The sequence below is a fragment of the Geothrix alkalitolerans genome, from assembly GCF_022808885.1.
Taxonomy (GTDB): Bacteria; Acidobacteriota; Holophagae; order Holophagales; family Holophagaceae; genus Geothrix; species Geothrix alkalitolerans.
Genome location: NZ_JAKZLE010000006.1, coordinates 134,974 through 160,307 on the forward strand (window position 1 = coordinate 134,974; position 25,334 = coordinate 160,307).

Sequence of the window (25,334 nt, forward strand, 5' to 3'; positions counted from 1 at the left end):
CCCGGGGGCCCCATGCGTCTGCCCATCCTGCTTTGTTTGGCTTCCACGCTCCTTGCGGCAGGCGTCCCGCAGAAAGCCGCAAAGGCCAAGCCCTCCGCGGCCGGCGTGGAAGCGACCCGCCTGGAAGCGGAAGCCAAGCGGGCCAAAGCTTCAGCGGAGCGCCTGAAGGCCAGCGCGGCCAAGGCGGAAACGCAGGCCAAGACCGCCGCCGCCAAGGCCAAGGATGCAGAAACCCGCGCAGCGGACCTTCAGATCCGCGCCTCGGAGGCCCGGGCCAAGGCGGCGGAGGCCGAGGCCAAGGCTGCCTCAGAGCGGGCGAGCGCGGCGCGCGTGAAGGCCCGGGAGGCCCAGCAGCGGGTGGCCAGCCTCAAGGGGGCCAAGGCGAAGCCAGGCAAGTCCGCCAAACCTGCCGCGCCGGTGGCCAAGCCCGAGGAGGCGCCGGCCACCAAGGCTGAGGTGGCGCCCAAGGCGACTCCCAAGTCAGAGCCCGCGCCCAAGCCCGAGCCGGAAACGGTACCCAAGTAGGGTCCCCTGGGGACCCTGGCCCGACTCAGATCCCCATGGCGGCCGGAGCTTTGAGCTTGGCCGCGATCTTCTGCATCAGCTCCTGATCTGCCTTGAGGGTGGCCTTGAAGGCGGCGTGGTCCGTGTGGTGGATCTCCCGCCGGATCTCGTCGAGGCTGTGGTCCAGCATCCGCATGAGGAGCTCGGTTTCCTTGGCATCCAGGTAGAGTTCCATGGTCCCTCCCGCCGGCTTGGCCGCGTCCCGGTGGGCCGTGGTCGCGGCCAAATATCAGGTCCCGGCGGCTCTGATGCCAGTCCCGGGCCTAGGGCCGGCCGCCCAGGATCCGGGCCGGGAGCAGGAACAGGCCCTTGATGAGCCCGAACACCCCCTCCACCGCGAAGCCCAGGAGCCGGAAGGGCAGGAGCAGCAGCCAGACCAGCGGGTAGAGGATCAGCGCCAGGAGCGCCAGCGGCCAGCAGACCACCAGCAGAATGAGCCAGAGCAGGAATGCGGCCATGGAAGCCTCCCGGGGCCAGCATGGGGCCACCCGGTCCGTCATGACGGCTGGGACCGGTCAACGCTCGTGGCGGACCGGCCGGCCGCGGGAGGATATGATCCACTGACACCCACCCAGAGGAAGCCCATGCCCCGCCGAGATGATTCCCTGTCCCTTGATCGCCGCGCCTTCCTCGGGGCCGGCCTGGCCACGGGCGCGGCCGCCCTGGTCGGCGGCGACCTGAAGGCGGGTCCGGCCCGCAAGGGCCTGGTGCTGGAGGAGGCCACGGTGGATGCCCTCCAGGCGGGGATGGCGGACGGACGCTGGACCTCGGTGGAGCTGGTGAGGCGCTACCAGGCGCGCATCCGCGCCCTGGACCAGGCGGGGCCGAGGCTGAATTCGGTCATCGAGCTGAACCCCGACGCCCTCGCCATCGCGAAGGCGCTGGATGCCGAGCGGAAGGCGGGGAACCTGCGCGGGCCCCTCCACGGCATCCCCGTGCTCATCAAGGACAACATCGACACCGCGGACCGCATGAAGACCACGGCGGGCTCGCTGGCCCTGGCGGACGCCCCAACCCCGAAGGAGGACGCCTTCGTGGCGAAGCGCCTGCGGGACGCGGGGGCGGTGATCCTCGGCAAGACCAACCTCAGCGAGTGGGCCAACTTCCGCTCCACCCGCAGCAGCAGCGGCTGGAGCGGCCGGGGCGGGCAGACCCGGAATCCCTACGCCCTGGACCGGAGCCCCAGCGGCTCCAGCTCGGGCTCCGGGGTCGCCGCCGCCGCGAGCCTCTGCGCCGTGGCCGTGGGCACCGAGACGGACGGGTCCATCGTGAGCCCTTCCAACGCCAATGGGCTGGTGGGCGTGAAGCCCACGGTCGGCCTGGTGAGCCGCAGCGGCATCATCCCCATCTCCAGCACCCAGGACACGGCGGGGCCCATGGCGCGGACCGTGCGGGACGCGGCGCTCCTGCTGAATGCCCTGGTGGGCGCCGATCCGAAGGACGCCGCCACCGGCGATTCCGCCGCCCGCCGGGAGAAGGACTACACCCAGTTCCTCGCCGCCGAGGGCCTCAAGGGGGCCCGGCTCGCGGTGGCGAAGAACTTCCTGGGCGTGCATGCCCACGTGGATGCCGTCATCCAGCCCGCCCTGGAGCTGCTGAAGGCCCAGGGGGCCGTGCTCGTGGAGGTGGAGCTGAAGACCGCCGCCTACGATGAGGCCGAGTACGAGGTGCTGCTGTACGAGTTCAAGGCGGGCCTCAATGCCTACCTGGCGGGCCGGGGCGGCGCCGTGAGGGACCTGGCGGGGCTCATGGCCTTCGACGAGCGCGAGAAGGCGCGGGAGATGCCCTTCTTCGGCCAGGAGATCGTCCTGCAGGCCCAGGCCAAGGGGCCGCTGACGGATCCCGCCTACCGGAAGGCCCTCGAGACCTGCGCCCAGGCCCGGAAGGACATCCTGGGCCTGCTGGAGAAGCACGCGGCGCAGGCCCTGGTGGCGCCCACGGGCGGACCCGCCTGGCTCATCGACCACCTCAACGGCGACAGCTCGGGCTTCAGCTTCTCCAGCCCCGCGGCGGTGGCGGGCTGCCCGCACATCACCGTGCCCGCCGGGTTCGCGGCGGGCCTCCCCCTGGGCCTGTCCTTCGTGGGCGCGCCCTGGCAGGAGGGGACCCTGCTGAAGCTGGCCTACGCCTATGAGCAGGCCTCCAGGGCCCGCCACCCGCCGCGCTTCGCACCGTCCTGCCGCCTGACCCGCTGACTGCCCCGCTGACAGTCCCGATGGCAGTCCTGTTGGCCTGCCCGTTGACAGCGGAGATTCGGAAGACCACGCTGGTCCTCCCATTCAAGGAGCATCCATGAACCGCGCCCTGTTCGCCCTCCTGCTGGCTGCCTCCGTGATGGTCGCCGCCCAGGCTCCCCAGCCCAAGCCCGCCGAGCCCAAGACCGCCGCCGAGAAGAAGGCCGAGAAGAAGGCCAAGAAGGCCGAGAAGAAGGCCAAGAAGGCTGAGGAGAAGAAGAAGGAAACCGAAGCCAAGGCTGCCGCCGCGAAGCCCGCGCCTGCTCCTGCCGCGAAGCCTGCGCCAGCTCCGGCCCCCGCCGCTGCCCCCGCGCCCAAGCCGGCCCCTGCCGCTGCTGCCGCTGCCGCCGCCAAGTCCACCGCCCCCAAGGCCGCCGCGGTCTCCACGGCCATCGTGGCCAACAAGGATTCCAAGATCTACCACCGCGCCGACTGCAAGCTGGCCGGGAAGATGAAGGAGGCGAACAAGGTCACCTTCACCTCCGCCGCCGAGGCCGACAAGGCCGGCTACAAGGCCTGCAAGGTGTGCAAGCCGTAAGGGCAGTCTTCAGTCCTGAGTCCTCAGTTCTCATGAAAAGGGCGCCGGTTGGCGCCCTTTTCATGAGCAGGGCTGCACCCTACTTCTTCGGGAACTGCCGCTCGTAGGCTTCCTGCGCGTACTCGCTGGGGGGGACGCCGAAGCGGCGCTTGAAGGCGCGGGTGAAGGCGCTGGCGTCGTAGAATCCCAGGATCTTCGCCACGTCGCTGGGGCGCTCGCCGTTGGCCAGCAGGGTCACGGCCCGCTGGAGGCGGCGCTCGATGAGGTACTGGTGGGGCGTGGTGCTGGTGGCCTCGCGGAAGAGGCGGATGAAGTGGTCCGGCGTGCAGCGGGCCATGGTGGCCAGCTCGGGCACGCTGTTCTTGGAGCCGATGTGGACTTCCATGTGGTCCAGCACCAGCTGCAGGGTGGAGCGGTTCAGGCGGTAGGGGAAGCGGCCCCGGTCCTCCTTCTCCGTGAGGCGGGACAGCTCCGCACCCAGCAGGATGAGGAAGAGCTCGCGCGTCATCAGCTGAACGCCGTCGGGGTTGGACAGCTCCTGGGTGAAGATGCTGAACAGCTGCTTGAGGCTGAGGCTGCGGAGCACCGCGAAGCTGGATTCCTGCCACTTGCGTGGCGGGTTCTGGAGCGACGACAGCAGCGGCTCAGGGAAGGGGCCCTCCATGAACAGCGCCGTGAAGCCGAAGGGCGCGTTCGCGTGGTGGCGCTTCAGGGTGTGGCCGAAGCCGGGCAGCAGCAGGGCCAGGTCGCCGGAGCGGATGACGCCCTCCTCGCGGTCCTCGCTGGTGCAGACGCGCACCGCGTGCGTGGGCTGGAGCAGCGTCCACGCGTCTCGCGCGGGCAGCAGCTTCGCGGGCACGGGGTCGCGCTTGAGGACCGCCAGGCGGAGAGGACCGCTGGTGAAGGTTTGGAGATTTTTGGCTTCAGGTGTGCTCATGGCTCAGGAAGAAACAGAGGTGCCCATCGGGGCCATTCGGAAGGATGACAGGAAAACTTCCCGTCAAGCGTGAAAATTTCACAAGCCCATCCGGTTTTTTTTCCACGATGAGGGCAAGATCCCATCCCGACCCGGTTCAGACCTTGCTGAAGGCCGCTTCCAGGCTCCTGAACATCCCCATGCCGCCCGTGGGGCCCAGCTTGGGGTCCACCGCCCGCTCGGGGTGGGGCATCATGCCCAGCACATTGCCTTTGAGGTTCACGATGCCGGCAATGCCGTTCATGGCGCCGTTGGGCACGTGGTCCGCGCCGATCTCGCCCTGGGCCGAGCAGTAGCGGAAGGCCACGCCGCCCCGGGCCTCCAGGTCCGTCAGCTCCGCGGGATCCAGGGTGAAGTTGCCCTCGGCATGGGCGATGGGCACCCGGAAGACCTCGCCGGCCTTCATGGCCCGGGTGAAGGGCAGGTCGGCCCGCTCCACCCTCAGGTGGACGTCCGCGTGGATGAAGCGCAGGGACTCGTTGCGCAGCAGGGCGCCGGGCAGCAGCTGGGCCTCGCAGAGGATCTGGAAGCCGTTGCACACGCCCAGCACCAGGCCGCCGTTGTTGGCGTGGCGCTTCACGTCGGCCATGATGGGCGCCAGGGCCGCGATGGCGCCGCAGCGCAGGTAGTCGCCGTAGCTGAAGCCGCCGGGGATGAAGACCAGGTCCGTGTTCTCGGGCAGCCGCGGATCCTGGTGCCAGACGGGGATCGTCTCCCAGCCCAGCACGGTGCCGCAGGCATGGAGGGCGTCGTGGTCGCAGTTGGAGCCCGGGAAGACCGGGACGGCCACGCGCATCACAGCACCTCGATGGAGGCCTTCTCCATCACGGGATTGACCAGCAGCTTGTCGCACATGGCCTGGGCCTTGGCCTTCACCTCGGCGGGGTCGGCGCCCGGGATGTCCATTTCGATGAGCCGGCCGATGCGGACATGCTCCACCTCGAAGGCGAAGCCGTGCAGCCCCTGCTCCACCGCCTTGCCCTGGGGATCCAGGATCCCCGGCTTCAACTGCACCGATACGCGCACCTTCATGGAGCCCTCCGCCCTCCAGTGTACCTGACCGGCCGCCTGAAAGGCCCACCACGAATGGCACGAAGACGCCCTGCGGGCGCGGGAAGTCCACGAATGGGTCCGACGCAGCCGGAAGATCCGCGCCGAAGCCTTGGAGTCGCCTTCGTGTTCTGGTTTCCGCCTTCGTGACCTTCGTGGAGATCCCTTGCGCGTAGTCGGGCGAAGGCCGGGGGCCAGATCAGCGTTTGCCCTTTGTCGTTCTTGTGGCAGGCGTTTGCTTCCGCTCCACCCCATCCCACCGGTGGACCTCCAGGTCCAGGTTGCCCTGGTCGTCCACCTCGATGCCCTCGTCCCGCAGGCGGCCGATCTGCTCCATGGCGCCCCACCAGCGGCCCCGGCTGGGCACATAGCCCCGGCTGTTCACCACGCGGTGCCAGGGCAGGTCCGTGCCCTCCGGCAGGCCCGAGAGCACCATGCCCACCTGGCGGGGGCGCTGGGGGAAGCCCGCCAGCAGGGCCACCTGGCCGTACGAGGCCAGGCTTCCCTTCGGGATGCGCGCCACCACCGCCAGGACGGCCGCGCGAAAATCCCCGGGCGGCGCGTCGGGTTCGATGCGCTTCGTGGGCCTGGGTCGGGGCATGCGCTCAGGCCTGCACGCCGGGCCGCTGGTCCGCGGGGACGCGGGAGCGGAACCCACCTTCGTAGCTGTGCCAGTGGTCGAGACCCTCCTCGGGGTAGGCCCAGCACCAGTAGCCGTCGCCGGCGTCGAAGTCCACCAGCCACAGGCCCTTCACGTCGGCCTCCAGGTCCTGCATGCTCTGCTGCCAGGACTTGACCAGCACCTGCAGGCGCTCGCGCAGCTCCTCCACCCGGCGCCCGTCCCGGGCCTCTTCCGCCTGGGTGAGCTCCTCGGCGAGGCTTGCGGCCAGTGTGTAGACAGGTTCCGTCAATGCCTTCACTTGCGGCATCAGGGCCCGCGCTTCGTCCAGGGTGAAAATGCGGCCCATGGCACCTCCGATGCTCCATGATAAGCCGATGCGGTTCGTGCCCCAGATCCCTTCCCACGTTGATCCCGGTCCCTGGGTCCCCCTGGCGCCCCTGACCCTGCGGTGGGAGGGCGGCCTGCATCCCGACTGGTCCACCCTTGCGCGCCGGGGCCTGGCCATCCACGCCGTCCATCTGTCCGGCGAGTCGCCGGTGGAAGACGGGCTCGCGGTGCTTCACGCCTCGCTCGGCCCGGATTTCCTCATCGTGCCCGCCGTCCGCCCGCAGACCCGCGAGGCGGGCTTCCGCCTGCTGGGCCACCTGGAGACCCTGCTGGAGGCCGCCAGCGGCCGCGGCGCGAAGATCGCCCTGAGCATCGAGGGCGGGGCCGAGGCCGCCGTGCTGGACCTGCTGGCCCAGGCCAAGGCCGACGCCGTGGGCTTCTGCTGGCACCCGGGTACCGTGGACGCGGCGCGCCTGGCGGACCGCCTCTGGTGCGGCGTCTGCGGGCCGACCTCGGACCTGCGCCCGCTCCAGAAGCTGGGCTACCGCTGGGACATGGCCCTGCCCACTGAGGATCCCGCCTCCTTCCGGGCGCAGGCCGCCGCCCTGGCGGCCGCCCACCCCGAGGTGATCTTCCCCGAGGAGATCCTGCCTCCGGGCCTGGACCGCGCGGCCGAGCCGCCGGAGGGTTTCGCCTTCGGTCGGCACTGGGGTCCCACGGGGAACCGTTCATGACGAAGACCCTGCTGGTCATCGCAGGCGAGGATTCCGGCGATCTCCACGGCGCGGAGCTGCTGCGCGAGCTGAAGACCCGCCGGCCCGACCTGCGCCTCGTGGGCGTGGGCGGCCCGCGCATGAGCCCCTTCCTGGACCGCAAGCTGGCGGACGTGAAGGATCTCGCCGTGGTGGGCTTCGTGGAGGTCATCAAGCACCTGCCGCGCCTGAACCGGCTGTTCAAGGCCATCCTGGCGGCCGCGGCGGAGGAGCGGGTGGCCGGCGCCCTGCTCATCGACTACCCGGGCTTCAACCTGCGGCTGGCCAAGGCCCTGCGGAAGCAGCTGCCCGCGGTGACCCTGCACCAGTACGTGTGCCCCCAGGTGTGGGCCTGGAAGAAGGGGCGCATCCCCGAGCTGGGCACCGTGCTGAACACGCTCTACTGCCTCTTCGACTTCGAGCCCGAGCTGTTCCGCGGCTACCCCGTGGACGCGCGCTTCGTGGGCCACCCCCTGGTGGAGGTGGTGAAGCCCGAGTGCGACCGCGCCGCCTTCTTCGCCGAGACCGGCCTCGACCCCGCGCGGCCCCTGGTGGCCCTGCTGCCCGGCAGCCGCAAGGGGGAGATCGAGCGCCTGCTGCCGCCCATGGCGGAGCTGGCCCGGCGCTGGCGCACGGCCCAGTCCGAGGTTCAGTCCGAGGTCCAGTGGGTGCTGCCCGTGGCCCCTACGCTGGACCCCGCCTTCGTGCGCGCGCACCTGGGCCCAACGCAGGATCCGGCCCCCGTGACGCTGGTGCAGGACCGCCCCTACGCCGCCCGCGCCCACGCGGACGCGGCCCTGGTGGCCTCCGGCACCGCCACCCTGGAGACGGCCCTGCTGGGCACCCCCTTCGCCATCGTCTACAAGCTGAACGCCCTCACCTACGAGATGGCCAAGCGCGTCGTGAAGGTCCCCTACTTCGGCCTCGCCAACGTCGTGGCCCGCCGCGAAGTGGCCCCCGAGCTGCTCCAGGCCGAGGTGAACCCCGAGCGCCTGGGCGTGGAGCTGGCGCGGCTGCTGGAGCCCGAGGTGGCTCGGCGCGTGCGCGCCGACCTGGGCGAGGTGCGCGGCCACCTGGGCCAGCCCGGCGCCGCCGGCCGCGTGGCCGAGGACCTGCTGGCGAAGCTCCAGGGCTGAAGGGCGCTGGCAGAACTGCCTGAGAACTGGATCACCGGCTGGGTGATCCCTATTTCCCACACCAGTCAGGGGACGGGTGGGACGTTACCGTTCGCCCCTGGTTTTGCCACCGTTCGGCGGGGAAAGGACCCCGTGATCTACAATGTCGGTATCGTTCCTTCATCCATATTCAAACGACGGGCTCGAGATGGGTGTGGTCGTCGAATTCAAAAGTTAGATTTCGTGAAAGGGCCTGTCATGAATGTTGAACGTCTCCACGCCATTGCCGCGGCTCTCCAATCAGACCTTTCGACGACATCTGCTCTTCCATTACTTCAACAACTTATCTCTTCGCTTTCCAACCAAATAAATCAGCCAAACCAGCCGCAATTCCAACAACAGACGAGCCAATATTTAGAGCAACTCACCAATGCGCTCAAGAGTGCGAAAGTAAATCAATTCAGCCCAACCTGGATTCAAGTCTTGCAGGAGATTAGCGCTTGGGACGTTGTTGGACTGAATCTAGCACGAGAAATATCAAACATTTTCAATCGCAATCAAATTACACCTTCTATGGCACAACAAGAACTACAAGAGCTATTCAATCGATTGCAGTCAGTGTCAAGCGGCATTGATCAATTTCTTGCTGGTGTAAAGATACTTAAAATTGGATCAGAAATCTTAGAGCCTGGAGATTGCGAACTCGGGGTGCTCATACCACGCTCATTTGTTGATAATCGTCTTGATCACTTCGCAGAAGAATTGGAAGAGCTAAATAGGATCTTCGGTGTATTTTCTGAACTTTCCACTGGCAGTCGACCAGGCTTTGAAATTAAAACAATTTCATCCACGGATCTTACTGTATATCTCGAGGCTACCGCTCTAGTGGGGGCCTGCGTCGCGACTGCAATAGAAAGAATAATTGCCCTCTACAAGTCCCTGCTTGAAATACGGAAACTTCAAGGTGAGCTAGCGAAGCAGGGCCTGGAAAAGGAAAATCTGAAAGGTATAGAAAAGCATGCAAATGGGATGATGGCCAATGGTATCGAAGCACTTATAAAAGAACTGCTTGCTGAATATATGCCGACTGGTGATCAGGGAAGAGTGAATGAACTTTCCATAGAGCTTAAACTTGCACTAAGCAAACTGGCTGATCGCATTGATCGAGGGTTTAACGTCGAGGTTCGGATGGAAAAGCCTAAGAAACAACCGGATTCAACTGGTAATGATCAGGATGAACAGGCGTTGTTGGCCGCGAGTTACTCCAAAATCGCCGCGGCATCCAAACAGCTTCAATTTCTTAAGCTTGAGGGCGAACCTTTACTCAAGCTATCTGCGAAAACGGGAAAGACAACCAAAGAGTGATCCGCGGAAATCTAATCTTGCACTCAACTCGGACCCCGCCTGAATTGTCTCTCGCTCTCTCAACTGCTCGCTCCCTCGTCTCCTCGCCTCGGCTCACGGGGCCGGCTCGCTTCATTCGTCAGGCCATCTGGAGATAGGACATGCTCAAACAGCCCCTCCGAATCCTGTTGGCCTGCGCCTCCACGTTTGGTATTTGCCAGGGATTACCGAGTCAATTAAAGCTGGGTGGGTTCCAGTTGGGCCAGGTTGCCAGGGTGACCGAAACTGCCTTGGGGAAACCCTATGAGGAGCGGACCACCTCGGATGGCTGGCTGATCAAAGCCTTCTGGACCTCCGAAAAACACGATCACCTGCTGATTTTCGAGTTCGCGGCGCCCAAGAAGGATCGCATCACCGCGATCCAGATCTTCGGGAAGCCGACGCCGGGGGACGGAGGCCTCGCCGGTCTCACGCTCGGCTCGACTGAAAGCGAGGTGTTCAAGTCGCTCGGGCCACCCAGATCGAAATCGAAGTACATGGATGACGGCATCGAATATACGCGCCTCGACTACGCCGATCGAAATTACAGCTTAGAGCTCAATCATGATGGCTTGGTGGTCAGCATCAGGATTCTGGGATTCGATGGCTTCTCGAAAGAGGTTCCGCCTCTACCCACCGCTGAAGGCTTGAAGAAGATCATGGCAAAGCAGGATCCGGCGGCTCTGGAAGCCATGCTTACGCCAGATTTCGAATTTTATAGGGGCGACAATATCATTTCTTATAATGGTCCCTCCGAACATGAAATTCGCTCCAATTCCAAGATCAAAGAGGCCATCTACGGCCCGCTGGGTCTCAATGAGGCACTGTCAAGAAAAGACGCCCAGGAAGACCCCCAGATCAGGCTCTCCGAGAGCGGTGTCTTCCATGTCATCAAATTCCCGAAGAGTGCTGTTCTTAATGAGATCGTCTTCGCTCTGTTTGCAGGTAGTTGGCGAATCTATGAAGTCAGCTTCAAGTCGTAGCACCCAAGCCTGACCATCCACTCGAATTGCACCGCGCCCGCAAAGGATCTTCCATGGATGACCTGTCCAATCCGTACGCCCCGCCGGAAGCCCTGCTCGCAGAGCCAGGCGCCGAGGTCGCCTCCGAGCGACGGCCGATCTACACCCCGTTCCAGGTGCGCCTGGCCTCCTTCGTCGGTGGCCCGTTCGCGGCGGTGTTCACCCTCCATCAGAACTTCAAGGCGTTGCAGGACACCCAGGGCCAGCGCCTGACGCTGTGGCTCGGGATCGCCTTCAACGTGGCGCTGCTGGCCTTGCTGCCCTTCCTGCCCGAGCGCTTCCCGCGGCAGTTGATTCCGCTGCTCTATTCCATCGCGGCCGGCGGCATCGCCAGCGCCAAGCAGCTTTCCAAGGCGCAGATTGAGGCCTCGGAGCGGTACCAGCGCCGCTCCGGATGGAATGTCACCGGCGTCGTTCTCGTCTCACTCATCGCCTTCTGTCTCGTGGTTTTCCCCCTGTACATCCTCCTCGACCATTGGGGCCTCTTCCCGCCCGGTTGACCGGCCGCCTGGCCGCATCTGCCACTCCCTGGCACCCGACCCATCCCGAAAGGCATCTCCATGGCTTCCACACGACTTCTGCTGGCCGCGGGGCTTTCGACGTTGGCGCTCCTGGGCCAGACTCCGGCCGCTTCCAGCCCCATCGGGACCTCCGCCGCCACCGTCCAGGCTTCGCAGGGGTTGCGCCCCGCCGAGGCGTTCAAGGCCCGGATCGGCCAGCCGGTGGGTGAGGTCCAGTTCACGGACCTGGATGGGAAGGCGTGGTCCCTGGCGGCCCTGCGGGGGAAGGTGGTCTACCTCAATGTCTGGTTCACGGGGTGCCCGCCCTGCGTGAAGGAGATCCCCGACCTCAACGCCCTTCACGCCCGGCTCGGATCCCATCCGGACCTGGTCATGCTGGCCCTGGCCTACGACGACGAGTCGAAGGTTCGGGCGTTCCTGAAAACCCGGCCCTTCCAGTTCCCCGTGGCCTGCATCCCGTTCGCGGCGCTCAAGCAGCTGGCCATGTCGGGCTCCAGCGTGGCGTTCCCGACGCACCTGATCCTCGACCGCCAGGGGAACCTCGCCGTGGCCAGCACCGGCGGGAGCGAGCAGGTCAGCCGGGACCTGGCGTACTCCCTCGGCCAGGTGCTTGGCGCGCCGGCAAGCCCCTCGACCGGGCGCTGAGGTCCCGATCCGGGCGCTGGGAGGCGCCTGGCCGCAGGCAAATCCGGTCACTTTTACCCACTCAGCGCCACCCAAAGAGGTGGAGGGCCTGATGACGGTATCCGTCTTTGTGGGGACGAGCGTGGACGGGTTCATCGCCCGCCTGAACCACGACCTGGACTGGCTGCCGGAGGGGGGCGGGGAGGCGCACGGCTATGAGGAATTTCTCGCGGGGGTCGATGCCCTGGTCATCGGCCGCAAGACCTTCAAGAAGGTGCTGACCTTCGACCCCTGGCCCTATGGCTCCAAGCGGGTGGTGGTGCTGAGCAGCCAGCCGCTCCGGCTGCCGAGTGCCATCGGCAGTGCGGTCGAACAGATGGCGGGCTCGCCGGCGGAGATCGTGGCCCGGCTGGCGGCCAGCGGGGCCACGAACCTCTACGTGGACGGCGGCATCACCATCCAGCGGTTCCTGCGGGCGGGGCTGGTGGACCGCCTCATCATCACCCGGGTTCCCGTGCTGATCGGCGAGGGCATCCCGCTCTTCAGCACCCTTCCGCACGACATCCACCTGCGCCACGTCGCCACCCGGTCCTTCCCCAGCGGCCTGGTCCAGAGCGAGTACCAGGTGCTCCGCTGACCGGGTGGCGCGCCTCAGCTCGGCTTAGTGGCCCGCCGGCTTGTTGTCGTACTTGCCGGGCTGCTCGACGTAGACCACGGCCCCGTCGGGCTGGCTGTTCGAGTGGGGAAGGTTCGCCGGGATGAAGACGTAGGAGCCCGGGCCGTAGGGCTGCTCGTGGTCGGGGTCGCTCCCGTAGCGGAAGGTGCCCGACACCACCACGAGCCTCAGGGCGTTGGAATGAGCGTGGACGGGGCTCTTGCTGGCCACGGGGAACTTGACGAAGCCATGCCAGGCCCCCTTGGCATGGAGGCCCTCCACATCGGCCACCATCACGCCGACGCCCTTGGCCGCCAGGTCCTCCCACGGGAGCTTGTCGGCGGCCAGGGTGACCTCCCCGCTGCGCTTCTTGCCGTCGCGGGCGAGGGAAAGGGTGCCGGCAACCAAGGCCGCGGAAAGCACGACCAGCCCGGAAGGTGAGATCTTCATTGCTTCCTCCTGGTAGAAAGCCCGCATGGGCTGTCAGACGATAATCCTCCGCCTTGGTTGTCGCAACAGGCGAATTTCCGATGGCAGGGGCGGATTCCCCACCGGGAGGGGGGATGAAAAAGACCCTTCCAGAGGCGATGCTCTGGGCGCTTGTGATGGGCCTAAACCCATCCCGGACTTGGAGCATCCTAAAGGTGGATGCGCACGGAGGTGCCCATGCTTCCCAGTCTGTTGATGCTTCCCATGGCGGTCCTCCAGGCCCCGGCGCCCCTGCCGGTGGTGGAGGCCAAGGACCTTCCCAAGGCCCCCCGGGGCCCCATGACTCCCCATCGCCCGGATCCCGGCGGCGAGGCCAGCATCCTGGGCGAGACCCGGCACGGGGCCCGGAAGGGGCCGTCCATCCCGGCTCTCCAGCTGCCCGCGGGCAGCGTCCGGGTGATGGACAAGGTCCCCGACATGAGCGGGCGGCGGGCCTTCGCCATCGAGGTGCCCGCGGGCGGCAAGGTGAAGGCCCAGGTCGTGGAGGGCCGGAAGGCCTGGTTCCGGGTGCTGGCCGTGAACGCCTGGGGGCGCGACGAGCCGGGGCTGCTCCAGAACCGGATCCCCACCGGCGAGCCCCAGGCCACGTACGAGAACCCCAGCAAGGAGACGCGCACCATCTACTTCATCGTGGACACCCTCGACGCCAACATGGTCGGCGAGCCCTACACGCTGGAGGTCACCCGGAACTAGGGCCGGCCTTCGGCGGATCCCCGGGCAGGTGCTGGAATCGGAGGGGGAGGGCGTCACGGAAGGCCTTCCGCAGGCTTTCGGGGGCGCTGCGCCAGGCCTTCAGGGCGGCGGCGCGGGTGGGGTAGGCGCCGTAGCAGGCCTGCCACCAGCGGAAACCGTCCGGCCGCACGTAGGGCAGCACCAGCACGTCCGGGGTCTTGGGGCCCGCGGCCCTGGCCACCACCTTCAGGCCCTCGGCGCGGCCGGAGACCACCAGGCGCAGGGTCCAGGCGCCCGGCGGCGCGGCGGCCCGCTGGGTGGCGCCCCGGTGCAGGGCCTCCGGGAGGTCCATGTGCTCCAGCGGCTTCACGGCCTCTTCCGGATCGGCCAGGTCCTTCTCCGTGAGCACGCGGCGCGGGGCTTCGACCTGCACCTCGAGGCTGCGGGAGGAGCCGCCCATGAGGTTGCTGACGCTGAGGGTGTAGACCGTGGTCTTATCGGGGACCACGGCGATGCTGGACTGGCCGTCCAGCTCGAGGCCCCCGGGCTCGAGGCGCACCTTGGCGTCGCCCTGGCAGATCCACTTGAGGTCCACCTGTTCGCCGGGCTTCACCACGGTGCGGCTGGCCTCGAAGCTGCATACGCTGGCGATGGGCGTCTGGGCCGCCGCCGTGGGCCGGTGGCCCAGCACCGCCACCTCCAGTGTGCGGCTCTGGCCACCGGCGGCGTTGTTGGCCGTGATGGTGTAGCGGGTGCTCTCCAGAGGCGTGACGGTCACCTCGCTCTTGCCGTCCAGCTCGAGCCCGCCGGGCTCCAGGCGCACCTTGGCGCTGCCCGCGCATTCCCACTTCAGCACCACGGGCTCGCCGGGCAGCACGGCCTTGGTGCTGGCGTCGAAGGCGCAGATGCGGGCGGCCTCGCCCAGGGGCATCCCGGGCGTCACGCGCACTTCCGCGTGGCCGAGCTCGGCGCTGCCAGACCCGGCGCCGGGCCCGGCCTCGAAGAGGCTGTACCTCGTCGTATAGGAAGGCCGCACCGTCACCTGGGACCGCCCTGGCAGGATCATGCCGCCGGGTTCCAGGCGCACCTGGGTCGACTGGGGGCAGGTCCAGGTCAGCAGCACGGATTCGCCCGGGCGGATTTCGCGCGGCTCGGCGGTCACGGTGCAGGGTGGCTGGGCCTGAAGAAACCCGAGGGCCGCTGTCATCCAGAGGGCTGAGCGCATCAGGGGAGTTTAGTGCACCCGTCCCCCTGGTGCCCTGGCGTTTTGTCAGACGTCACCGGTTCGGGTCCCTACATCCGCAGGCTGGTTTCCGCGGCCACGCCCGGGTCCTCCAGCAGGGTCTCGAGCAGGAGCAGGTACCACCCGATGGCGGACAGCAGGGCGGGGTCGGCCAGGCGCCGGTGGGGCTGGGAGATGTCCACCAGGGCGAGGGGGGTGTCCTCAGGGGCCGACCGGCTGGTGCCGTCCGGGTTCAGGGTGAGCTGGACCAGCGGCAGGCCGTCCGCGTCCAGGAAGGCCGCGCCGGGGTGGATGCCTTCGATGCGGACCCAGTCGAAGGTTTCGTCACCCTGGAAGACCAGCTTCCCGTTTCCCACCAGGTGGGGATGGAACATGGCCAGGTCTGTCTTGGAGCCCGCCTGGCGGAGGGTGACGGAACTGGCCGGGAAGCGGCTGTGCTTGAGGGTCCAGGATCCGCCGGAGGTTTCCACCCTGGCCAGGGTGAGATCCTCCGGAAGGAAGGCGAGGGTGGCGGCGGTCCCCTCCTTGGTCTCCAGGCTGAAGGTGGGGCCGGCGGCGCCGGTCTTCTTCCAGGCAAGCGAGGTGGAGGCGAGGTTGATGAGCGCTGGCATAAATCCCCCTTTCTGGGGCGCTGATGCGCACACCCCAAAGGTAGGCCCGGAACGGCCCCCTGGAGGGGCGGAGAGGGGGTGTCCGACCGACCCGCTTCAGGCGGGCCCGGTGGCTGGTCGGGGTTCCTGCTCAGTTCCCCAGGTACGTGAACCAGAACCGCACGCCCAGATACGAGCCGTCGTAGCCGTCCGGCAGGCGCTGGAGGGGCGCGGCGCGGAGGACGGCCATGCGGGCGCTTTCGTCCATGGCGGCGTTGCCGCTTGGGATCTCCACGCGCACGCGGTCGAGGCTGCCGTCCCGGGCGATGCGGAAGTAGATCTGCACGCGGCCCTGGGTGCTGGACACGCGGTTCCAGTTCGAGGTGATGCGCGCCTGGACCTGCTGCAGGTACCACACGAACGGGAAGTTGCCGTCCACCCCGCCCACCAGGCCCACACCGCCCTGGACGCCGGAGGTGGGGTTCAGGCCCGGAATGCCGGAGCCGGCGCCGAAGGCCGCGCCGTTGCCGGAGCCCACGGCCCCCGCCACGGGGTTGGGCGAGGCGGTCTTGCCCTTGGCGGCGGTGGTGCCCGTGCCGGTACTGGCGGTGTCCTTGCTGTCGCCCTTGGCGGCGGATTTGGTGGTCTTGGTGGCGAAGGGATCCGGGGCCGTGGCCGAGGGCGTGGTGTCCCGCACAGGGGCCACCTGCTCCACGCGCCGCAGGCGCTCGCCGGTCTTGCCCACCTCCATGGCGTCGGAACCGCCGGACTGGCCGCCCATGGCCGCGGGCAGGTTCACCCAGGTGACCTTGACCTCCTCGGCCTTCTCGCCGCCACCGCCCCGGGGCCAGAAGAAGGCCACGCCGATGGTCAGGTGCAGGGCCAGGCTCAGGGCCAGGCCAGGCCCCCAGCGGAGCTCGCCCAGGTGGGCGCGGCTGCGGAGGTAGGCCTGGAGGTCCTGGCTCATTTCGTTCCGGCGGCGGGCGCGGCGATGGGGGCGGCGGCGGTGACGAAGCCCACCTGGGTGAAGCCCGCCTCGCGGATGGCGTCCACCACCTGGATGACGCGGCCATAGGGCACGTTGTGGTCGGCCCGAACCAGCACGGGACGCTTGCCGCCGGACTGGGCCTTGGCCTTGAGCTGGTTGGCCAGCACGGGCAGGGCCATGAAGGCCTGGTCGAACTGGAGGCGGCCGTCGAAGGTGATGGAGACCGTCAGGGCCTCACTCTCCAGGTTCCGGCCCGTGCGGCTCTCCGGCAGCTTCACGTCCACGCCCGTCATCATCATGGGGGCCGCGATCATGAAGATGATCAACAGCACCAGCATGACGTCGATCAGGGGGGTCATGTTGATGTCGGCCATGGCGCCGCGCCTGCTGCCTGGGGTGAATGACACGGGGACCTCGCACGTCTGCGTACCAGTCTACCGCCTGCCAGGTCTGCTGTCGGCGCGGCTGGATCCCATGGCGCTTGGCGCCTGATCGGGCAGGGGCCTATCCGGACCGCTGGCGCTTGAAGATCCGGGCCAGGATGGCCTCCCGCCTGGCGGGGCCGACCGGGGCCCCGGTGATGGCCACGGGGGCGGGAGCCTCGGCGACGAACGGGTGGTCCCCGCTCACCGGGGTCTCGCGCCTCAGCCCGGACTGGAGGATGGGCCGGAGGAGCTTCCGCGCCATGGATTCGAGATCCCCGAGGGGGCACGCGGGGTGGGTCAGGGCCACATCGGCGACGCCACGCACCACGTGCAGGCTCAGCTGCACGACCGGTCCCAGGGCCTGCCCGGAGAAGCGGCTTCCGTAGCGCAGGAGAATCTCCTGCCGCAGGGCCTCCTCCAGGCCCTCCGCATGGGTGGCCAGGGAACCCAGGCGATGGGCTTTCAGGTAGGCGTTCACCGTCGCATGGAGCTGCAGGTTCTCCTTCAGGTTCCCCACCGTGGCCCGTGCGAGGGCGGCGCTGAGCGCCCTGGTGATGCCCTCGGCATCCGCCAGAGATTCCCACGCCACGGTCTGGACGTGGCTGCGGAACGCCCGCTCGTCCGCGCGCCGGAGCCGGTCGAAGAGGGCGATGGCCACGTCATCCCGCCCTGCGGGGAAGTAGTTGTACAGGGTCTGGTTGCCCACACCGGACAGGGCGAGGATGTCCCGCAGGGTGATGGCGTCGGCGGGGAACTGGCGGAACAGGCCCGCCGCCGCCTCGAGGATGGCCGCGTACGATGCCTGGCCCGCGTGCTTGGGTTCGAGGCCCCGCAACAATCGCATCCGCTCGTCCATGACGAGACCCCCCCTCTCCAGCGCCCCCACCATACGGTTGGCGAGGCCCATGGTTTCTAGAACGGCTGTTGGGGTCGTCAACGTAAATGCCGATAATCACAAGACTAACGGCCAGGGTGACCCTGGAATCGAGGCATTCGGGCCCTAACGATAGACTGGACAACAGATCGATGAGACCCCCATGCCTGCAGTCGGGAAACCCGAGCCTGACCCGGAGACGGCTTTGCCTGCCGCGTGCGTAGCCGCGCGCACCGTGGTCCTCCTTGTGGATGACGACGCCTCCATCCAGGATTCCGTGGGCGCCCTCCTGGGTTTCCTGGGCTTCGAGCCCATCATCGCCGCCACGGGCGAAGCGGCGCTGGACCTCCTGGAGGGAGGACTCCAGCCCGCCGTGACGATCCTGGACATGGACATGCCCGGCCTGGGGGGCGCCGGCACGCTGGCGCGCCTCCGCGCCCTCCGTCCGGACCTTCCGGTGGTGATCTCGACCGGCCGCGTCAACCTCGCCGTCCTGGAGCTGGTGCGGCGCTACCCCGGGGTGAGCCTGATGCCGAAGCCCTTCAGCCTGGCCGACCTCAAGGGCCACCTCGCCTGAGGGCGGGGCGGGTGGGAGGAGACGGTCGCATCCATAGGTGCGGATGTCTGTCGCATGGTCTTAAATTGACAAATTGACTCTTGAATTAGAGTGGGTCTAACGTGCCATGATTCGATTCTGAATATCGGTCTCTGCCGCCAACTTCACGCCCTGGGAGCTGTGCAGATGGATGAAGACCCGAAGGCGCGCCAGCTGGATCCCCTGGGGTCCCGGGCGGAGACCCTGGACAGCCGCGAGCCCGAATCCGGGCCCGGGCCCGGGCCCGTACCCGGGAGCGGCCTGACCCTGGATGCGCCCCTTCCCGCGGCCGGATCCGGACCGCCGCCCTTCCCGGTGCCGGGCTGGGACCGCTACGAGTGCCTGGGCTTCCTGGGGCAGGGCGGCATGGGCAAGGTGTTCCGCTGCCGCGACAGGCGCCTGGGCCGCATGGTGGCCATCAAGTTCGTGCGCCTGGACGATGACCGGCACCTCGCGCGCTTCATGCTGGAGGCCCGCGCCCAGGCCCGGGTGGACCACGACCACGTGTGCAAGGTCTTCGAAGTGGGCGAGGTGGAGGGCCGGGTCTTCATCGCCATGCAGTGCATCGGCGGGCGGCCCTTCGACCTGGCGGCCGCCGAGCTGTCGCTGGAGCAGCGGGCCATGGTGGTGCGGGACGCGGCCCTGGGCGTTCAGGAGGCCCACCGCGTGGGGATCATCCACCGGGACCTCAAGCCCTCCAACATCATGGTGGAGCGCACGGAGGACGGCGCCCTGCGCACCTTCGTCATGGACTTCGGGCTGGCCCGGGACTGGGACCAGAACGTCACCGAGACGGGCGCAGTGCTGGGCACGCCGTCCTACATGTCCCCCGAGCAGGCCCGCGGGGAGGTCTCGCGGCTGGACCGGCGCACGGATGTCTACAGTCTGGGCGCCACGCTCTACCAGGCGGTGACGGGGCGGCCGCCGGTCACCGGGGCCAACGCGCTGGAGATCCTGGGGGCCATCGCTGCCCATGAGGTGCCGTCCATGCGCGGGCCGGGCCTGGATATCCCGCGGGACCTGGAGGCCATCACCCTCAAGTGCCTGGAGAAGGAGCGCGGCCATCGCTACGAGTCGGCCCGCGCCCTGGCTGAGGACCTCGACCGCTTCCTCGCCGGGGACCCGGTGCTGGCCCGCCCCACGGGACTCTGGTATCGCGTCCAGCGCAAGCTCCGCAAGCACCGGCAGCTGGCGGCCGTGGGCGCTGTGGCCGCGCTGGCCGTGCTGGTGGCCCTGGGCGTCGCGGTGAAGACGCGGCGCGACGCCGGCCGCCGGGAGCGTCTCGCCCAGCAGTTCACCGAGGCCACCGCCCGCATCGACGCCACGGCCCGCTACTCCGCGCTGTCGCCGCCCCACGACATCCGACCGGACCTGCAGGCGGTGCGGGACCAGATGACCCGGCTCCAGGCCGACATGGCCCAGGCCGGCGCCATCGCCAACGGGCCGGGCCACTACGCCCTGGGCCTGGGCCACTGGACGCTGGATGACGTGGAAAAGGCCCGGGAGCACCTGCAGATGGCCTGGGACGCGGGCTACCGCGCGCCCCGCGCGGCCTACGCCTTGAGCCTCGTCCTCGGCCGGCAGTACCGGGACCAATTGCTGGAGGCGGAGCGCATCGCCTCGAAAGATCAGCGGGAGGCTCGCCTCCGCGAGGTGGAACGGACCTTCCGGGATCCCGCCCTCGCCTTCCTCCGCCAGGCCAAGGGCGCGGACGTGCCCTCCCCCGCCTACCTGGAGGCGCTGCTGGCCTTCTACGAGGGGCGGCTGGACGAGGCCCTGGCGCGGCTCGCGGCCCTGGGGACGGAGCTGCCCTGGTTCTACGAGGCCCCGCTGCTGCGCGGCTCCCTGCTGCAGGCCCGGGCTTGGCAGACGTGGAACCGGGGCGACCGCGAGGGCGCGCACCGGGACTTCGAGGAAGGCCGCCAGGCCCTGCGAGCCGCCACCGTCACGGGGCGGAGCGTGCCTGCGGTGTACGCGGCGGAGGCGGACCTGGAGAACAATGCGTTCTTCATGGAGAAGTACGGGCAGGGGGATGTCCAAGGGCCCTTCGACCGCGGCATGGCGGCCCTGGGCACGGCCCTCCGCCTCCAGCCGGACCATGTGCCGTCCCTGATCCTCATGTCGGCGCTGGAACGGAACCTCGCGGACACGCAGGTCCTCCAGGGCCAGGATGCCCAGGCCCTCGCCGGCTCGGCCCTGGCCGCCGCCGAGAAGGCCGTGGCGACCGGCCCCGCCCGGGCAGATGCGCGGATCGCCCTGGGCCAGACCTGCTACGTGCTGGGCAACGCCCGGTTCCAGCGAGGCCTCGATCCCACGGAGGCCCTTGCCCGGGGGCTCTCGGCCTTCGGGGCCCTCTCGACCGAGAAGCGCGACTACACGGTCTGGAACCACCTGGGCCTGCTGAACCAGAAGCTGGCCCAGTACGAGGACGGTCGCGGCCAGGACGCCTCGGTCCACCTGGACGCGGCCATCGAGGGCTTCCGCACCGCGGCCCGGATGGAACCCCACCTCCTCCCGGCGTGGATCAACCTGGGGGTGTGCCTCGAGCAGCGGGCCACCAGGCCCGGCGCCTCCCGGGCCGAGGCGGACCTGAGGGAGGCGGAGGAGGTGCTGGAGCGGGCCCGAACCCTGAATCCCAACCACTTCGTGCCCTACTTCGTGCTCGGCCAGGTCCACCTGGACCAGGCCCTGCGCAGCCGGGCCGAAGGCGGGGATCCCCGCCCGATCCTCCTGCGCGCCCGGGAACGCTCCCGCCAGGGACTGGCCATCAATGCCGCCATCCCCAACCTCCACAACAGCGAGGGGATGGCCCTGGCCTATCTGGCGCAGGAAGCCTGGGACCGCGGCGAGGACCCGGCTCCCCTGATCCGGGAGGCCAAGGCCTGCTACCGGCGGGCCATCCAGGCGGCTCCAGGCCAGTCGTACGGCTACCAGAACCTCGCCGATGTGCTGATCACCGAAGGCCGCTGGTCTCTCGATCCCCGGCCCCTGACCGAAGCCGAAGCCGCCCTGCGGAAGGGCCTGAACGTCGCACCGGGCAACCAGGAGCTCCTGACCGAGGCGGGGTGCTGCGCCGCGGTCCGGATCGAGCAGGCGGTGTCCACCGGGCAGGATCCCGCGGCCCAGGTGCGGGCGGGGGAGACCGCCCTGGCGCGGGCCCTGGCCATGGATCCGAAAGCTTCCAATTCCTGGCGGTACCTGGGCGAGCTCCGGGCGGCCCAGACCCGGTGGAGGGTGGCCCGGTCCGTGGCCTCGGCGGCGGATTTCGCCGCGGCCCGGGAGGCCTTCGACCGGGCCCTGGCCATTGATTCCAGGTCCCAGGAAACCCGGCTCGCCCTCGGGACGCTCCTGCGGGACCAGGCGGCCTGGGCGCGGGGACGGGGTGAGGACCCCTCCGCCTTCCTGGCGGAGGGCAAGGTGCAGGCCGAGACTCTGCTCAGGGCCCGGCCCCGCTGGGCCTCGGCCCTGGCCCTCGGGGCCACCCTGCGGCTGCTCGAGCTGGAAGGCGGGGCGCCGGCCGCCGGCGGAGCCCGCTCGGTCCTGCAGGATCTGGCCGCCGCCGAGGGCGAGAACCGGCATCTGGCGCCGTCCCTCGCCCCCTGGGTCGCCCGGCTCCGGCGGGCGGGAGCCTCGGCCGCCCTCAGCCGGTGACGGTGATGGTGCCGGCGTTGGGGACGGCCCTGAGGCCGGAGGGGGTATCCACCGAGTAGTTGCCCAGGTTGGCGTTGGCCTGGATGGCGTAGGCGTTGGGCCCGCTGGCGTCCGCATCCACCGTGCAGGTGGTCGTCCCGAAGAGGGTCGAAGCGTCCACCGTGGAGCCGGGCGCGGCCGTGATGGTCACCGAGGTGGGGGCGTTCGGTCCGCTCTGCACGAAGTGGACGCTGTCCACGGCGCGCTGCCCCGAGACGAGCGAGGGGTTGCAGCCGCCGTTGCCGTTGATGTTTATCTGCTTGGTGGCCATGACGCCTCCAAAGAGAAAAATGGGTGGGAGGGATGCCAAGGGCCCAGGGTGGACCCTGGCTGATCGGGTGTGGCGATCCAGCCTAGTCCCATCCTGGAATAAATCGAATCAATTTGTTTGGACAGCCGGTTTGTGCCCCTCTGGGACTACACCTGGACCGGAGCCACCACGTACTTCCCCTTGGCGTCCCGGCTGACGGTGCCGGCAGGGAACTCGGGATCGTGCTCGAAGACGCACACCGTATCCGTGCCGGTCACCTCGTCCAGCAGCTTCTGGCGCTCGTTCACGCAGGTCACCACGTCCAGGTCGTAGCCCATGCACCAGGCCGGCTGGATGTGGCGGGCCGTGGGAATGAGGTCCGCCAGGTAGACCAGGCGCTTCCCGCCGCCTTCGACGATGACGTTCTGCAGGCCCTCGATGTGGCCGGGGGCGGGGCGCACGGAGATGCCGGGCAGCAGCTCGGCGATGCCGTCCACGGTCTCCAGCAGGCCCGCGGCTTCCAGGGGCTCCCAGTTCTGGGGCAGGTAGCTGGCCTTCACGCGCAGGTGCGGGTGCTTCGCGTCGGCCAGATCCTTCGCCTGCACCACGTAGCGGGCATGGGGGAAGCTGGGGACGGGCTTGCCATCCGCGCCGAGGCGAGTGCTGCCGCCCGCGTGGTCGAAGTGCAGGTGGGTGAGGATGCAGAGGGTGATGTCCTCCGGCTTCACGCCGTGCTTCGCCAGGTTCGCGTCCAGCACGCCCCGGCCCTGGAACTTGAAGCGGGCCATGAAGTCGTCGCTTTCCTTGTCGCCGTTGCCGTTGTCCACGAGGACGACGTGCTTCTTCCCGCCCGCCTCGCCGCGGATCAGCAGGCAGTTGGTGGCCATGAGGATCTGGTTCTCCTCGTCGGCGGGGTAGAGCTTGTTCCAGACCACCTTCGGCACCGTGCCGAACATGGCGCCGCCATCCAGCCGGAAGGTGCCGCCGCTGACGATCTGGACATCCCAGGGACCGAACTGCATGGAGACTCCTTCAGGCAACAGTTGGAGCCGCGAATGGCGCGAAAGGGAGAAAGGGCAAAGGCCCATGCCTTGGATGCTTTTCGCGTGCCCGCCGGGCTTCGCGTTTTTCGCGGTCGCTTCTTCCTAGAATGCCAGGACCTTGCGCGCGGCGGCCAGCACCTTGTCGGCGTTGGGGAGGACGGCGCGCTCGAGGATGCGGTTGAAGCCCACGGGCGTGAACTCGGAGCCCACGCGCTCCACGGGCGCGTCCAGCCAGACGAAGCACTCGGAGGCGCAGATGGCCGCCAGCTCGCCGCCGAAGCCGCCGAAGACCTTGTCCTCGTGGGCGATGAGCACGCGGTGCGTCTTCTTCACGGATTTCAGGATGGCGGGCGTGTCCAGGGGGCTGAGGCTGCGGAGGTCGATGACCTCGGCGGACTTGCCTTCCTTTTCCAGCTTGGCCGCGGCTTCCAGGGCGAAGTGGACCGGCGTGCCGTAGGCGAGGATGGTGAGGTCCGTGCCTTCGCGGCGGACACGGGCCTTGCCGAAGGGCACGGCGAAGTCTGGCGGCACCACGGCCTGGGCCATCTTCGCGTTGTAGAGGAACTTCGGCTCGAGGTAGAGGGTGGTGCCGCGGCTGCGCAGGGCGGTGCGCAGCAGGCCCGCGGCGTCGTCGGCGAAGGCGGGCACCACCACGCGGATGCCGGGCAGGGTGGTGAGCCAGCCTTCGACGTTCTGCGAGTGATAGAGGCCGCCGCCGATGTAGCCGCCGGAGGCCAGGCGGATGGTGACGTTGGGGGCGAACTGGCCGTTGCTGCGCCAGTAGTCATGGCTGCACTCGACGATCTGCTCGGCGGCGGGCCAGATGTAGTCGGCGAACTCGGCGCCTTCCACCACGACGCGGATCTTGTCGTCCAGGCGGGAGAAGCCGTTGGCGGTGCCGACGATGAAGTCCTCGGCGATGGGGGCGTTGAAGACCCGCTTCTCGCCGAACTCCTGCTGCATCCCTTTCGACACGTTGAAGATGCCGCCCTTCTCCTTGTTGGCCATGTCCTGGCCCCAGATGAAGGTGTCGGGGTTGTGGCGGAATTCCTCCTTCAGGGTCTGGTTGAGGGCGGTGATCACGCTGACGGGGCTGCCTTCGGCGTGGTGCGTGCCGTCCGGGTACTGTGCGGAGATCCAGCCTTCGGGGATGACGAAGTCGTAGATGGTGGCGGGATCGGGGTTCGGCGCGGCCATGGCCTTGTCGTGGGCTGCCAGGTAGCGGGCCTGGTTTTCGGTCTCGATGGCCTTCAGCTCCTCCTCCGCGAGGCCGTGCGCCAGGCAGTAGGCGCGGAAGCGGGGCAGGGGATCCTTGGCCTTGGCCTCGGCCCGCTCCGCGTCGTCGCGGTAGAGCTCGTGGCGGTCCGAGTTCGAGTGGCTGCCGATGCGCACGCACATGGCGTAGACCATGGCAGGGCCCTGGCCGGTGCGGATGTAGGCGATGGCCTCCGCCATGGCGCGCATGGAATCCAGGAGGTCCAGCCCGTCGCACTTGATGATCTTCAGGTTGGAGTAGCCGCTGAAGTTGTCGCAGAGATGGTCGTTGGCGCTCTGGTCGTGCTTGGGCACGGAGATGCCGTAGCCGTTGTCCTGGACCACGAAGACCACAGGCAGCTGCTCGCGGTCGGCGCCGTTGATGCTCTCGGAGCAGTAGCCTTCGGACAGGGAGGACTCGCCCTGGCTGCAGAACACCACGCTGTCGCGGCCGTAGTACTTCACCGCGCGGGCGAGTCCCACGGCGTGCTGGGTGTGGTTGCCCGTGAGGCTGGACACGTTCTGGATGCCGATGGACGGCTTCGCGAAGTGGTTGCTCATGTGGCGGCCGCCGCTGGCGGGGTCGGTGGCCTTGGAGATGCCGTTGAGGATGATCTCCTCGGGCGTGAGGCCCGCGGCGAGGCAGGTCATCATGTCGCGGTAGTAGGGGAACAGGAAATCCTGGCCGGCGCGGAAAGCCAGTCCGGCGGCCAGCTGGATGCCGTCGTGGCCGGCGCACGGGGCGTGGTACGACCAGCCGATGGCCTGCTTCAGGTAGTTCGGCGCCTTGTCGTCCAGGATGCGTCCGAGGTGCATCAGTTCGTACCATCGGGCGAGG

At 68.3% G+C, this 25,334-nt stretch carries 29 protein-coding genes; 13 read left to right on the forward strand and 16 right to left on the reverse strand.

The genetic code is table 11. The features are described 5' to 3' along the window. The first annotated feature begins 12 nt into the window (after positions 1 to 12). Entirely contained in the window at positions 13 to 525 is a 513-nt protein-coding gene (locus tag MLJ35_RS12520; RefSeq protein WP_243384627.1) for a hypothetical protein, read from the forward strand. 25 nt (positions 526 to 550) lie between these two features. On the opposite strand, the gene MLJ35_RS12525 is transcribed toward MLJ35_RS12520, so the two are convergent. Continuing rightward, positions 551 to 739 carry a hypothetical protein gene (locus MLJ35_RS12525; RefSeq protein WP_243295931.1) on the reverse strand — a complete coding sequence of 63 codons (189 nt, stop codon included), beginning with the start codon at positions 737 to 739 and terminating at the stop codon, positions 551 to 553. Between the two features lie 88 nt (positions 740 to 827). Beyond that, a complete protein-coding gene (locus tag MLJ35_RS12530; protein ID WP_243324360.1) occupies positions 828 to 1,022 on the reverse strand; it encodes a hypothetical protein in 195 nt (64 codons plus the stop codon). Between the two features lie 126 nt (positions 1,023 to 1,148). Between MLJ35_RS12530 and MLJ35_RS12535 the strand changes: the two genes are divergently transcribed. Beyond that, positions 1,149 to 2,759, forward strand: a complete 1,611-nt coding sequence (locus tag MLJ35_RS12535; protein WP_243384628.1) for an amidase — start codon at positions 1,149 to 1,151, stop codon at positions 2,757 to 2,759. A 97-nt stretch (positions 2,760 to 2,856) separates the two neighbouring features. Beyond that, entirely contained in the window at positions 2,857 to 3,336 is a 480-nt protein-coding gene (locus MLJ35_RS12540) for an Ada metal-binding domain-containing protein (RefSeq protein ID WP_243384629.1), read from the forward strand. 79 nt (positions 3,337 to 3,415) lie between these two features. On the opposite strand, the gene MLJ35_RS12545 is transcribed toward MLJ35_RS12540, so the two are convergent. From MLJ35_RS12545 to MLJ35_RS12565, 5 genes are all read right to left on the reverse strand, one after another. Then, positions 3,416 to 4,273 (reverse strand): AraC family transcriptional regulator, encoded by an 858-nt coding sequence (locus tag MLJ35_RS12545; RefSeq protein ID WP_243324370.1) that lies wholly within the window; start codon positions 4,271 to 4,273, stop codon positions 3,416 to 3,418. Between the two features lie 136 nt (positions 4,274 to 4,409). Further along, positions 4,410 to 5,108, reverse strand: a complete 699-nt coding sequence (gene purQ / locus MLJ35_RS12550) for a phosphoribosylformylglycinamidine synthase subunit PurQ (protein ID WP_243384630.1) — start codon at positions 5,106 to 5,108, stop codon at positions 4,410 to 4,412. Beyond that, a complete protein-coding gene (gene purS, locus MLJ35_RS12555; RefSeq protein WP_243324373.1) occupies positions 5,108 to 5,344 on the reverse strand; it encodes a phosphoribosylformylglycinamidine synthase subunit PurS in 237 nt (78 codons plus the stop codon). The genes purQ and purS overlap by 1 nt, the downstream gene beginning before the upstream one ends. A gap of 217 nt (positions 5,345 to 5,561) precedes the next feature. Then, entirely contained in the window at positions 5,562 to 5,963 is a 402-nt protein-coding gene (locus MLJ35_RS12560) for an MGMT family protein (protein ID WP_243384631.1), read from the reverse strand. A 4-nt stretch (positions 5,964 to 5,967) separates the two neighbouring features. After that, positions 5,968 to 6,330 (reverse strand): DUF2203 domain-containing protein, encoded by a 363-nt coding sequence (locus MLJ35_RS12565; RefSeq protein WP_243324377.1) that lies wholly within the window; start codon positions 6,328 to 6,330, stop codon positions 5,968 to 5,970. 28 nt (positions 6,331 to 6,358) lie between these two features. On the opposite strand from MLJ35_RS12565, the gene MLJ35_RS12570 reads away from it, so the two are divergent. From MLJ35_RS12570 to MLJ35_RS12600, 7 genes are all read left to right on the forward strand, one after another. Beyond that, on the forward strand, positions 6,359 to 7,045 hold the full coding sequence (locus MLJ35_RS12570; protein WP_243384632.1) for a hypothetical protein: 687 nt from the start codon (positions 6,359 to 6,361) through the stop codon (positions 7,043 to 7,045). Continuing rightward, on the forward strand, positions 7,042 to 8,199 hold the full coding sequence (gene lpxB / locus MLJ35_RS12575) for a lipid-A-disaccharide synthase (protein ID WP_243384633.1): 1,158 nt from the start codon (positions 7,042 to 7,044) through the stop codon (positions 8,197 to 8,199). The genes MLJ35_RS12570 and lpxB overlap by 4 nt, the downstream gene beginning before the upstream one ends. A gap of 132 nt (positions 8,200 to 8,331) precedes the next feature. Beyond that, on the forward strand, positions 8,332 to 9,543 hold the full coding sequence (locus MLJ35_RS12580) for a hypothetical protein (RefSeq protein ID WP_243384634.1): 1,212 nt from the start codon (positions 8,332 to 8,334) through the stop codon (positions 9,541 to 9,543). A 140-nt stretch (positions 9,544 to 9,683) separates the two neighbouring features. Further along, on the forward strand, positions 9,684 to 10,544 hold the full coding sequence (locus MLJ35_RS12585; RefSeq protein ID WP_243384635.1) for a hypothetical protein: 861 nt from the start codon (positions 9,684 to 9,686) through the stop codon (positions 10,542 to 10,544). A gap of 53 nt (positions 10,545 to 10,597) precedes the next feature. Beyond that, positions 10,598 to 11,083 (forward strand): hypothetical protein, encoded by a 486-nt coding sequence (locus MLJ35_RS12590; RefSeq protein WP_243384636.1) that lies wholly within the window; start codon positions 10,598 to 10,600, stop codon positions 11,081 to 11,083. Positions 11,084 to 11,143: 60 nt separating this feature from the next. Continuing rightward, complete coding sequence (locus tag MLJ35_RS12595) at positions 11,144 to 11,749, forward strand: TlpA family protein disulfide reductase (RefSeq protein WP_243384637.1); 606 nt, start codon at positions 11,144 to 11,146, stop codon at positions 11,747 to 11,749. A 91-nt stretch (positions 11,750 to 11,840) separates the two neighbouring features. Continuing rightward, positions 11,841 to 12,365, forward strand: a complete 525-nt coding sequence (locus MLJ35_RS12600; protein ID WP_243384638.1) for a dihydrofolate reductase family protein — start codon at positions 11,841 to 11,843, stop codon at positions 12,363 to 12,365. 24 nt (positions 12,366 to 12,389) lie between these two features. Here MLJ35_RS12600 and MLJ35_RS12605 read toward each other — a convergent pair whose 3' ends face one another. Continuing rightward, complete coding sequence (locus MLJ35_RS12605; protein WP_243384639.1) at positions 12,390 to 12,833, reverse strand: cupin domain-containing protein; 444 nt, start codon at positions 12,831 to 12,833, stop codon at positions 12,390 to 12,392. Positions 12,834 to 13,049: 216 nt separating this feature from the next. Between MLJ35_RS12605 and MLJ35_RS12610 the strand changes: the two genes are divergently transcribed. After that, on the forward strand, positions 13,050 to 13,565 hold the full coding sequence (locus MLJ35_RS12610) for a hypothetical protein (protein WP_243384640.1): 516 nt from the start codon (positions 13,050 to 13,052) through the stop codon (positions 13,563 to 13,565). On the opposite strand, the gene MLJ35_RS12615 is transcribed toward MLJ35_RS12610, so the two are convergent. The 5 genes from MLJ35_RS12615 to MLJ35_RS12635 form a co-directional block, all read right to left on the reverse strand. Then, positions 13,552 to 14,769, reverse strand: coding sequence for a hypothetical protein (locus MLJ35_RS12615; RefSeq protein WP_243384641.1), 1,218 nt, complete (start codon positions 14,767 to 14,769; stop codon positions 13,552 to 13,554). The two genes, MLJ35_RS12610 and MLJ35_RS12615, sit on opposite strands and share 14 nt — an antisense overlap. A 68-nt stretch (positions 14,770 to 14,837) precedes the next feature. After that, positions 14,838 to 15,398: a hypothetical protein gene (locus MLJ35_RS12620; RefSeq protein WP_243384642.1), complete on the reverse strand. Its 561-nt coding sequence runs from the start codon at positions 15,396 to 15,398 to the stop codon at positions 14,838 to 14,840. 130 nt (positions 15,399 to 15,528) lie between these two features. Then, entirely contained in the window at positions 15,529 to 16,344 is an 816-nt protein-coding gene (locus tag MLJ35_RS12625; protein WP_243384643.1) for an energy transducer TonB, read from the reverse strand. Continuing rightward, entirely contained in the window at positions 16,341 to 16,739 is a 399-nt protein-coding gene (locus MLJ35_RS12630; RefSeq protein WP_243384644.1) for an ExbD/TolR family protein, read from the reverse strand. Before MLJ35_RS12630 ends, MLJ35_RS12625 begins: the two co-directional genes overlap by 4 nt. A gap of 130 nt (positions 16,740 to 16,869) precedes the next feature. Then, positions 16,870 to 17,697 (reverse strand): TetR/AcrR family transcriptional regulator, encoded by an 828-nt coding sequence (locus MLJ35_RS12635; protein WP_243384645.1) that lies wholly within the window; start codon positions 17,695 to 17,697, stop codon positions 16,870 to 16,872. A 130-nt stretch (positions 17,698 to 17,827) separates the two neighbouring features. On the opposite strand from MLJ35_RS12635, the gene MLJ35_RS12640 reads away from it, so the two are divergent. Together MLJ35_RS12640 and MLJ35_RS16025 are read left to right on the forward strand one after the other, a co-directional pair. Continuing rightward, on the forward strand, positions 17,828 to 18,241 hold the full coding sequence (locus MLJ35_RS12640) for a response regulator (protein WP_243384646.1): 414 nt from the start codon (positions 17,828 to 17,830) through the stop codon (positions 18,239 to 18,241). A 165-nt stretch (positions 18,242 to 18,406) separates the two neighbouring features. Next, a complete protein-coding gene (locus tag MLJ35_RS16025; RefSeq protein WP_275976535.1) occupies positions 18,407 to 21,910 on the forward strand; it encodes a serine/threonine-protein kinase in 3,504 nt (1,167 codons plus the stop codon). Here the strand turns inward: MLJ35_RS16025 and MLJ35_RS12655 are convergent. The 3 genes from MLJ35_RS12655 to MLJ35_RS12665 form a co-directional block, all read right to left on the reverse strand. Beyond that, a complete protein-coding gene (locus MLJ35_RS12655; protein ID WP_243384647.1) occupies positions 21,900 to 22,220 on the reverse strand; it encodes a hypothetical protein in 321 nt (106 codons plus the stop codon). The two genes, MLJ35_RS16025 and MLJ35_RS12655, sit on opposite strands and share 11 nt — an antisense overlap. A 146-nt stretch (positions 22,221 to 22,366) precedes the next feature. Continuing rightward, positions 22,367 to 23,221 (reverse strand): MBL fold metallo-hydrolase, encoded by an 855-nt coding sequence (locus MLJ35_RS12660; RefSeq protein WP_243384648.1) that lies wholly within the window; start codon positions 23,219 to 23,221, stop codon positions 22,367 to 22,369. A 123-nt stretch (positions 23,222 to 23,344) separates the two neighbouring features. Continuing rightward, the gene (locus MLJ35_RS12665) at positions 23,345 to 25,312 is read right to left on the reverse strand and encodes an alpha-ketoacid dehydrogenase subunit alpha/beta (protein ID WP_420843045.1); all 1,968 of its coding nucleotides are present in this window, start codon (positions 25,310 to 25,312) and stop codon (positions 23,345 to 23,347) included. Between the last annotated feature and the right edge of the window lie 22 nt (positions 25,313 to 25,334).

Excerpts from the sequence above, each read along its gene's own strand:
- MLJ35_RS12565 (WP_243324377.1), bottom strand. The coding sequence starts at position 6,330 with ATGGGCCGCATTTTCACCCTGGACGAAGCGCGGGCCCTGATGCCGCAA.
- MLJ35_RS12520 (WP_243384627.1), top strand. The coding sequence starts at position 13 with ATGCGTCTGCCCATCCTGCTTTGTTTGGCTTCCACGCTCCTTGCGGCA.
- MLJ35_RS12590 (WP_243384636.1), top strand. The coding sequence starts at position 10,598 with ATGGATGACCTGTCCAATCCGTACGCCCCGCCGGAAGCCCTGCTCGCA.
- MLJ35_RS12570 (WP_243384632.1), top strand. The coding sequence starts at position 6,359 with ATGCGGTTCGTGCCCCAGATCCCTTCCCACGTTGATCCCGGTCCCTGG.
- MLJ35_RS12545 (WP_243324370.1), bottom strand. The coding sequence starts at position 4,273 with ATGAGCACACCTGAAGCCAAAAATCTCCAAACCTTCACCAGCGGTCCT.
- MLJ35_RS12630 (WP_243384644.1), bottom strand. The coding sequence starts at position 16,739 with ATGGCCGACATCAACATGACCCCCCTGATCGACGTCATGCTGGTGCTG.
- MLJ35_RS12615 (WP_243384641.1), bottom strand. The coding sequence starts at position 14,769 with ATGCGCTCAGCCCTCTGGATGACAGCGGCCCTCGGGTTTCTTCAGGCC.
- MLJ35_RS16025 (WP_275976535.1), top strand. The coding sequence starts at position 18,407 with ATGGATGAAGACCCGAAGGCGCGCCAGCTGGATCCCCTGGGGTCCCGG.
- MLJ35_RS12625 (WP_243384643.1), bottom strand. The coding sequence starts at position 16,344 with ATGAGCCAGGACCTCCAGGCCTACCTCCGCAGCCGCGCCCACCTGGGC.
- MLJ35_RS12665 (WP_420843045.1), bottom strand. The coding sequence starts at position 25,312 with ATGCACCTCGGACGCATCCTGGACGACAAGGCGCCGAACTACCTGAAG.
- MLJ35_RS12530 (WP_243324360.1), bottom strand. The coding sequence starts at position 1,022 with ATGGCCGCATTCCTGCTCTGGCTCATTCTGCTGGTGGTCTGCTGGCCG.
- MLJ35_RS12610 (WP_243384640.1), top strand. The coding sequence starts at position 13,050 with ATGCTTCCCAGTCTGTTGATGCTTCCCATGGCGGTCCTCCAGGCCCCG.
- MLJ35_RS12595 (WP_243384637.1), top strand. The coding sequence starts at position 11,144 with ATGGCTTCCACACGACTTCTGCTGGCCGCGGGGCTTTCGACGTTGGCG.
- MLJ35_RS12660 (WP_243384648.1), bottom strand. The coding sequence starts at position 23,221 with ATGCAGTTCGGTCCCTGGGATGTCCAGATCGTCAGCGGCGGCACCTTC.
- MLJ35_RS12560 (WP_243384631.1), bottom strand. The coding sequence starts at position 5,963 with ATGCCCCGACCCAGGCCCACGAAGCGCATCGAACCCGACGCGCCGCCC.
- MLJ35_RS12585 (WP_243384635.1), top strand. The coding sequence starts at position 9,684 with ATGCTCAAACAGCCCCTCCGAATCCTGTTGGCCTGCGCCTCCACGTTT.
- purQ (WP_243384630.1), bottom strand. The coding sequence starts at position 5,108 with ATGCGCGTGGCCGTCCCGGTCTTCCCGGGCTCCAACTGCGACCACGAC.
- MLJ35_RS12640 (WP_243384646.1), top strand. The coding sequence starts at position 17,828 with ATGCCTGCAGTCGGGAAACCCGAGCCTGACCCGGAGACGGCTTTGCCT.
- MLJ35_RS12620 (WP_243384642.1), bottom strand. The coding sequence starts at position 15,398 with ATGCCAGCGCTCATCAACCTCGCCTCCACCTCGCTTGCCTGGAAGAAG.
- purS (WP_243324373.1), bottom strand. The coding sequence starts at position 5,344 with ATGAAGGTGCGCGTATCGGTGCAGTTGAAGCCGGGGATCCTGGATCCC.
- MLJ35_RS12535 (WP_243384628.1), top strand. The coding sequence starts at position 1,149 with ATGCCCCGCCGAGATGATTCCCTGTCCCTTGATCGCCGCGCCTTCCTC.
- MLJ35_RS12655 (WP_243384647.1), bottom strand. The coding sequence starts at position 22,220 with ATGGCCACCAAGCAGATAAACATCAACGGCAACGGCGGCTGCAACCCC.
- MLJ35_RS12600 (WP_243384638.1), top strand. The coding sequence starts at position 11,841 with ATGACGGTATCCGTCTTTGTGGGGACGAGCGTGGACGGGTTCATCGCC.
- lpxB (WP_243384633.1), top strand. The coding sequence starts at position 7,042 with ATGACGAAGACCCTGCTGGTCATCGCAGGCGAGGATTCCGGCGATCTC.
- MLJ35_RS12605 (WP_243384639.1), bottom strand. The coding sequence starts at position 12,833 with ATGAAGATCTCACCTTCCGGGCTGGTCGTGCTTTCCGCGGCCTTGGTT.
- MLJ35_RS12540 (WP_243384629.1), top strand. The coding sequence starts at position 2,857 with ATGAACCGCGCCCTGTTCGCCCTCCTGCTGGCTGCCTCCGTGATGGTC.
- MLJ35_RS12525 (WP_243295931.1), bottom strand. The coding sequence starts at position 739 with ATGGAACTCTACCTGGATGCCAAGGAAACCGAGCTCCTCATGCGGATG.
- MLJ35_RS12635 (WP_243384645.1), bottom strand. The coding sequence starts at position 17,697 with ATGGGCCTCGCCAACCGTATGGTGGGGGCGCTGGAGAGGGGGGGTCTC.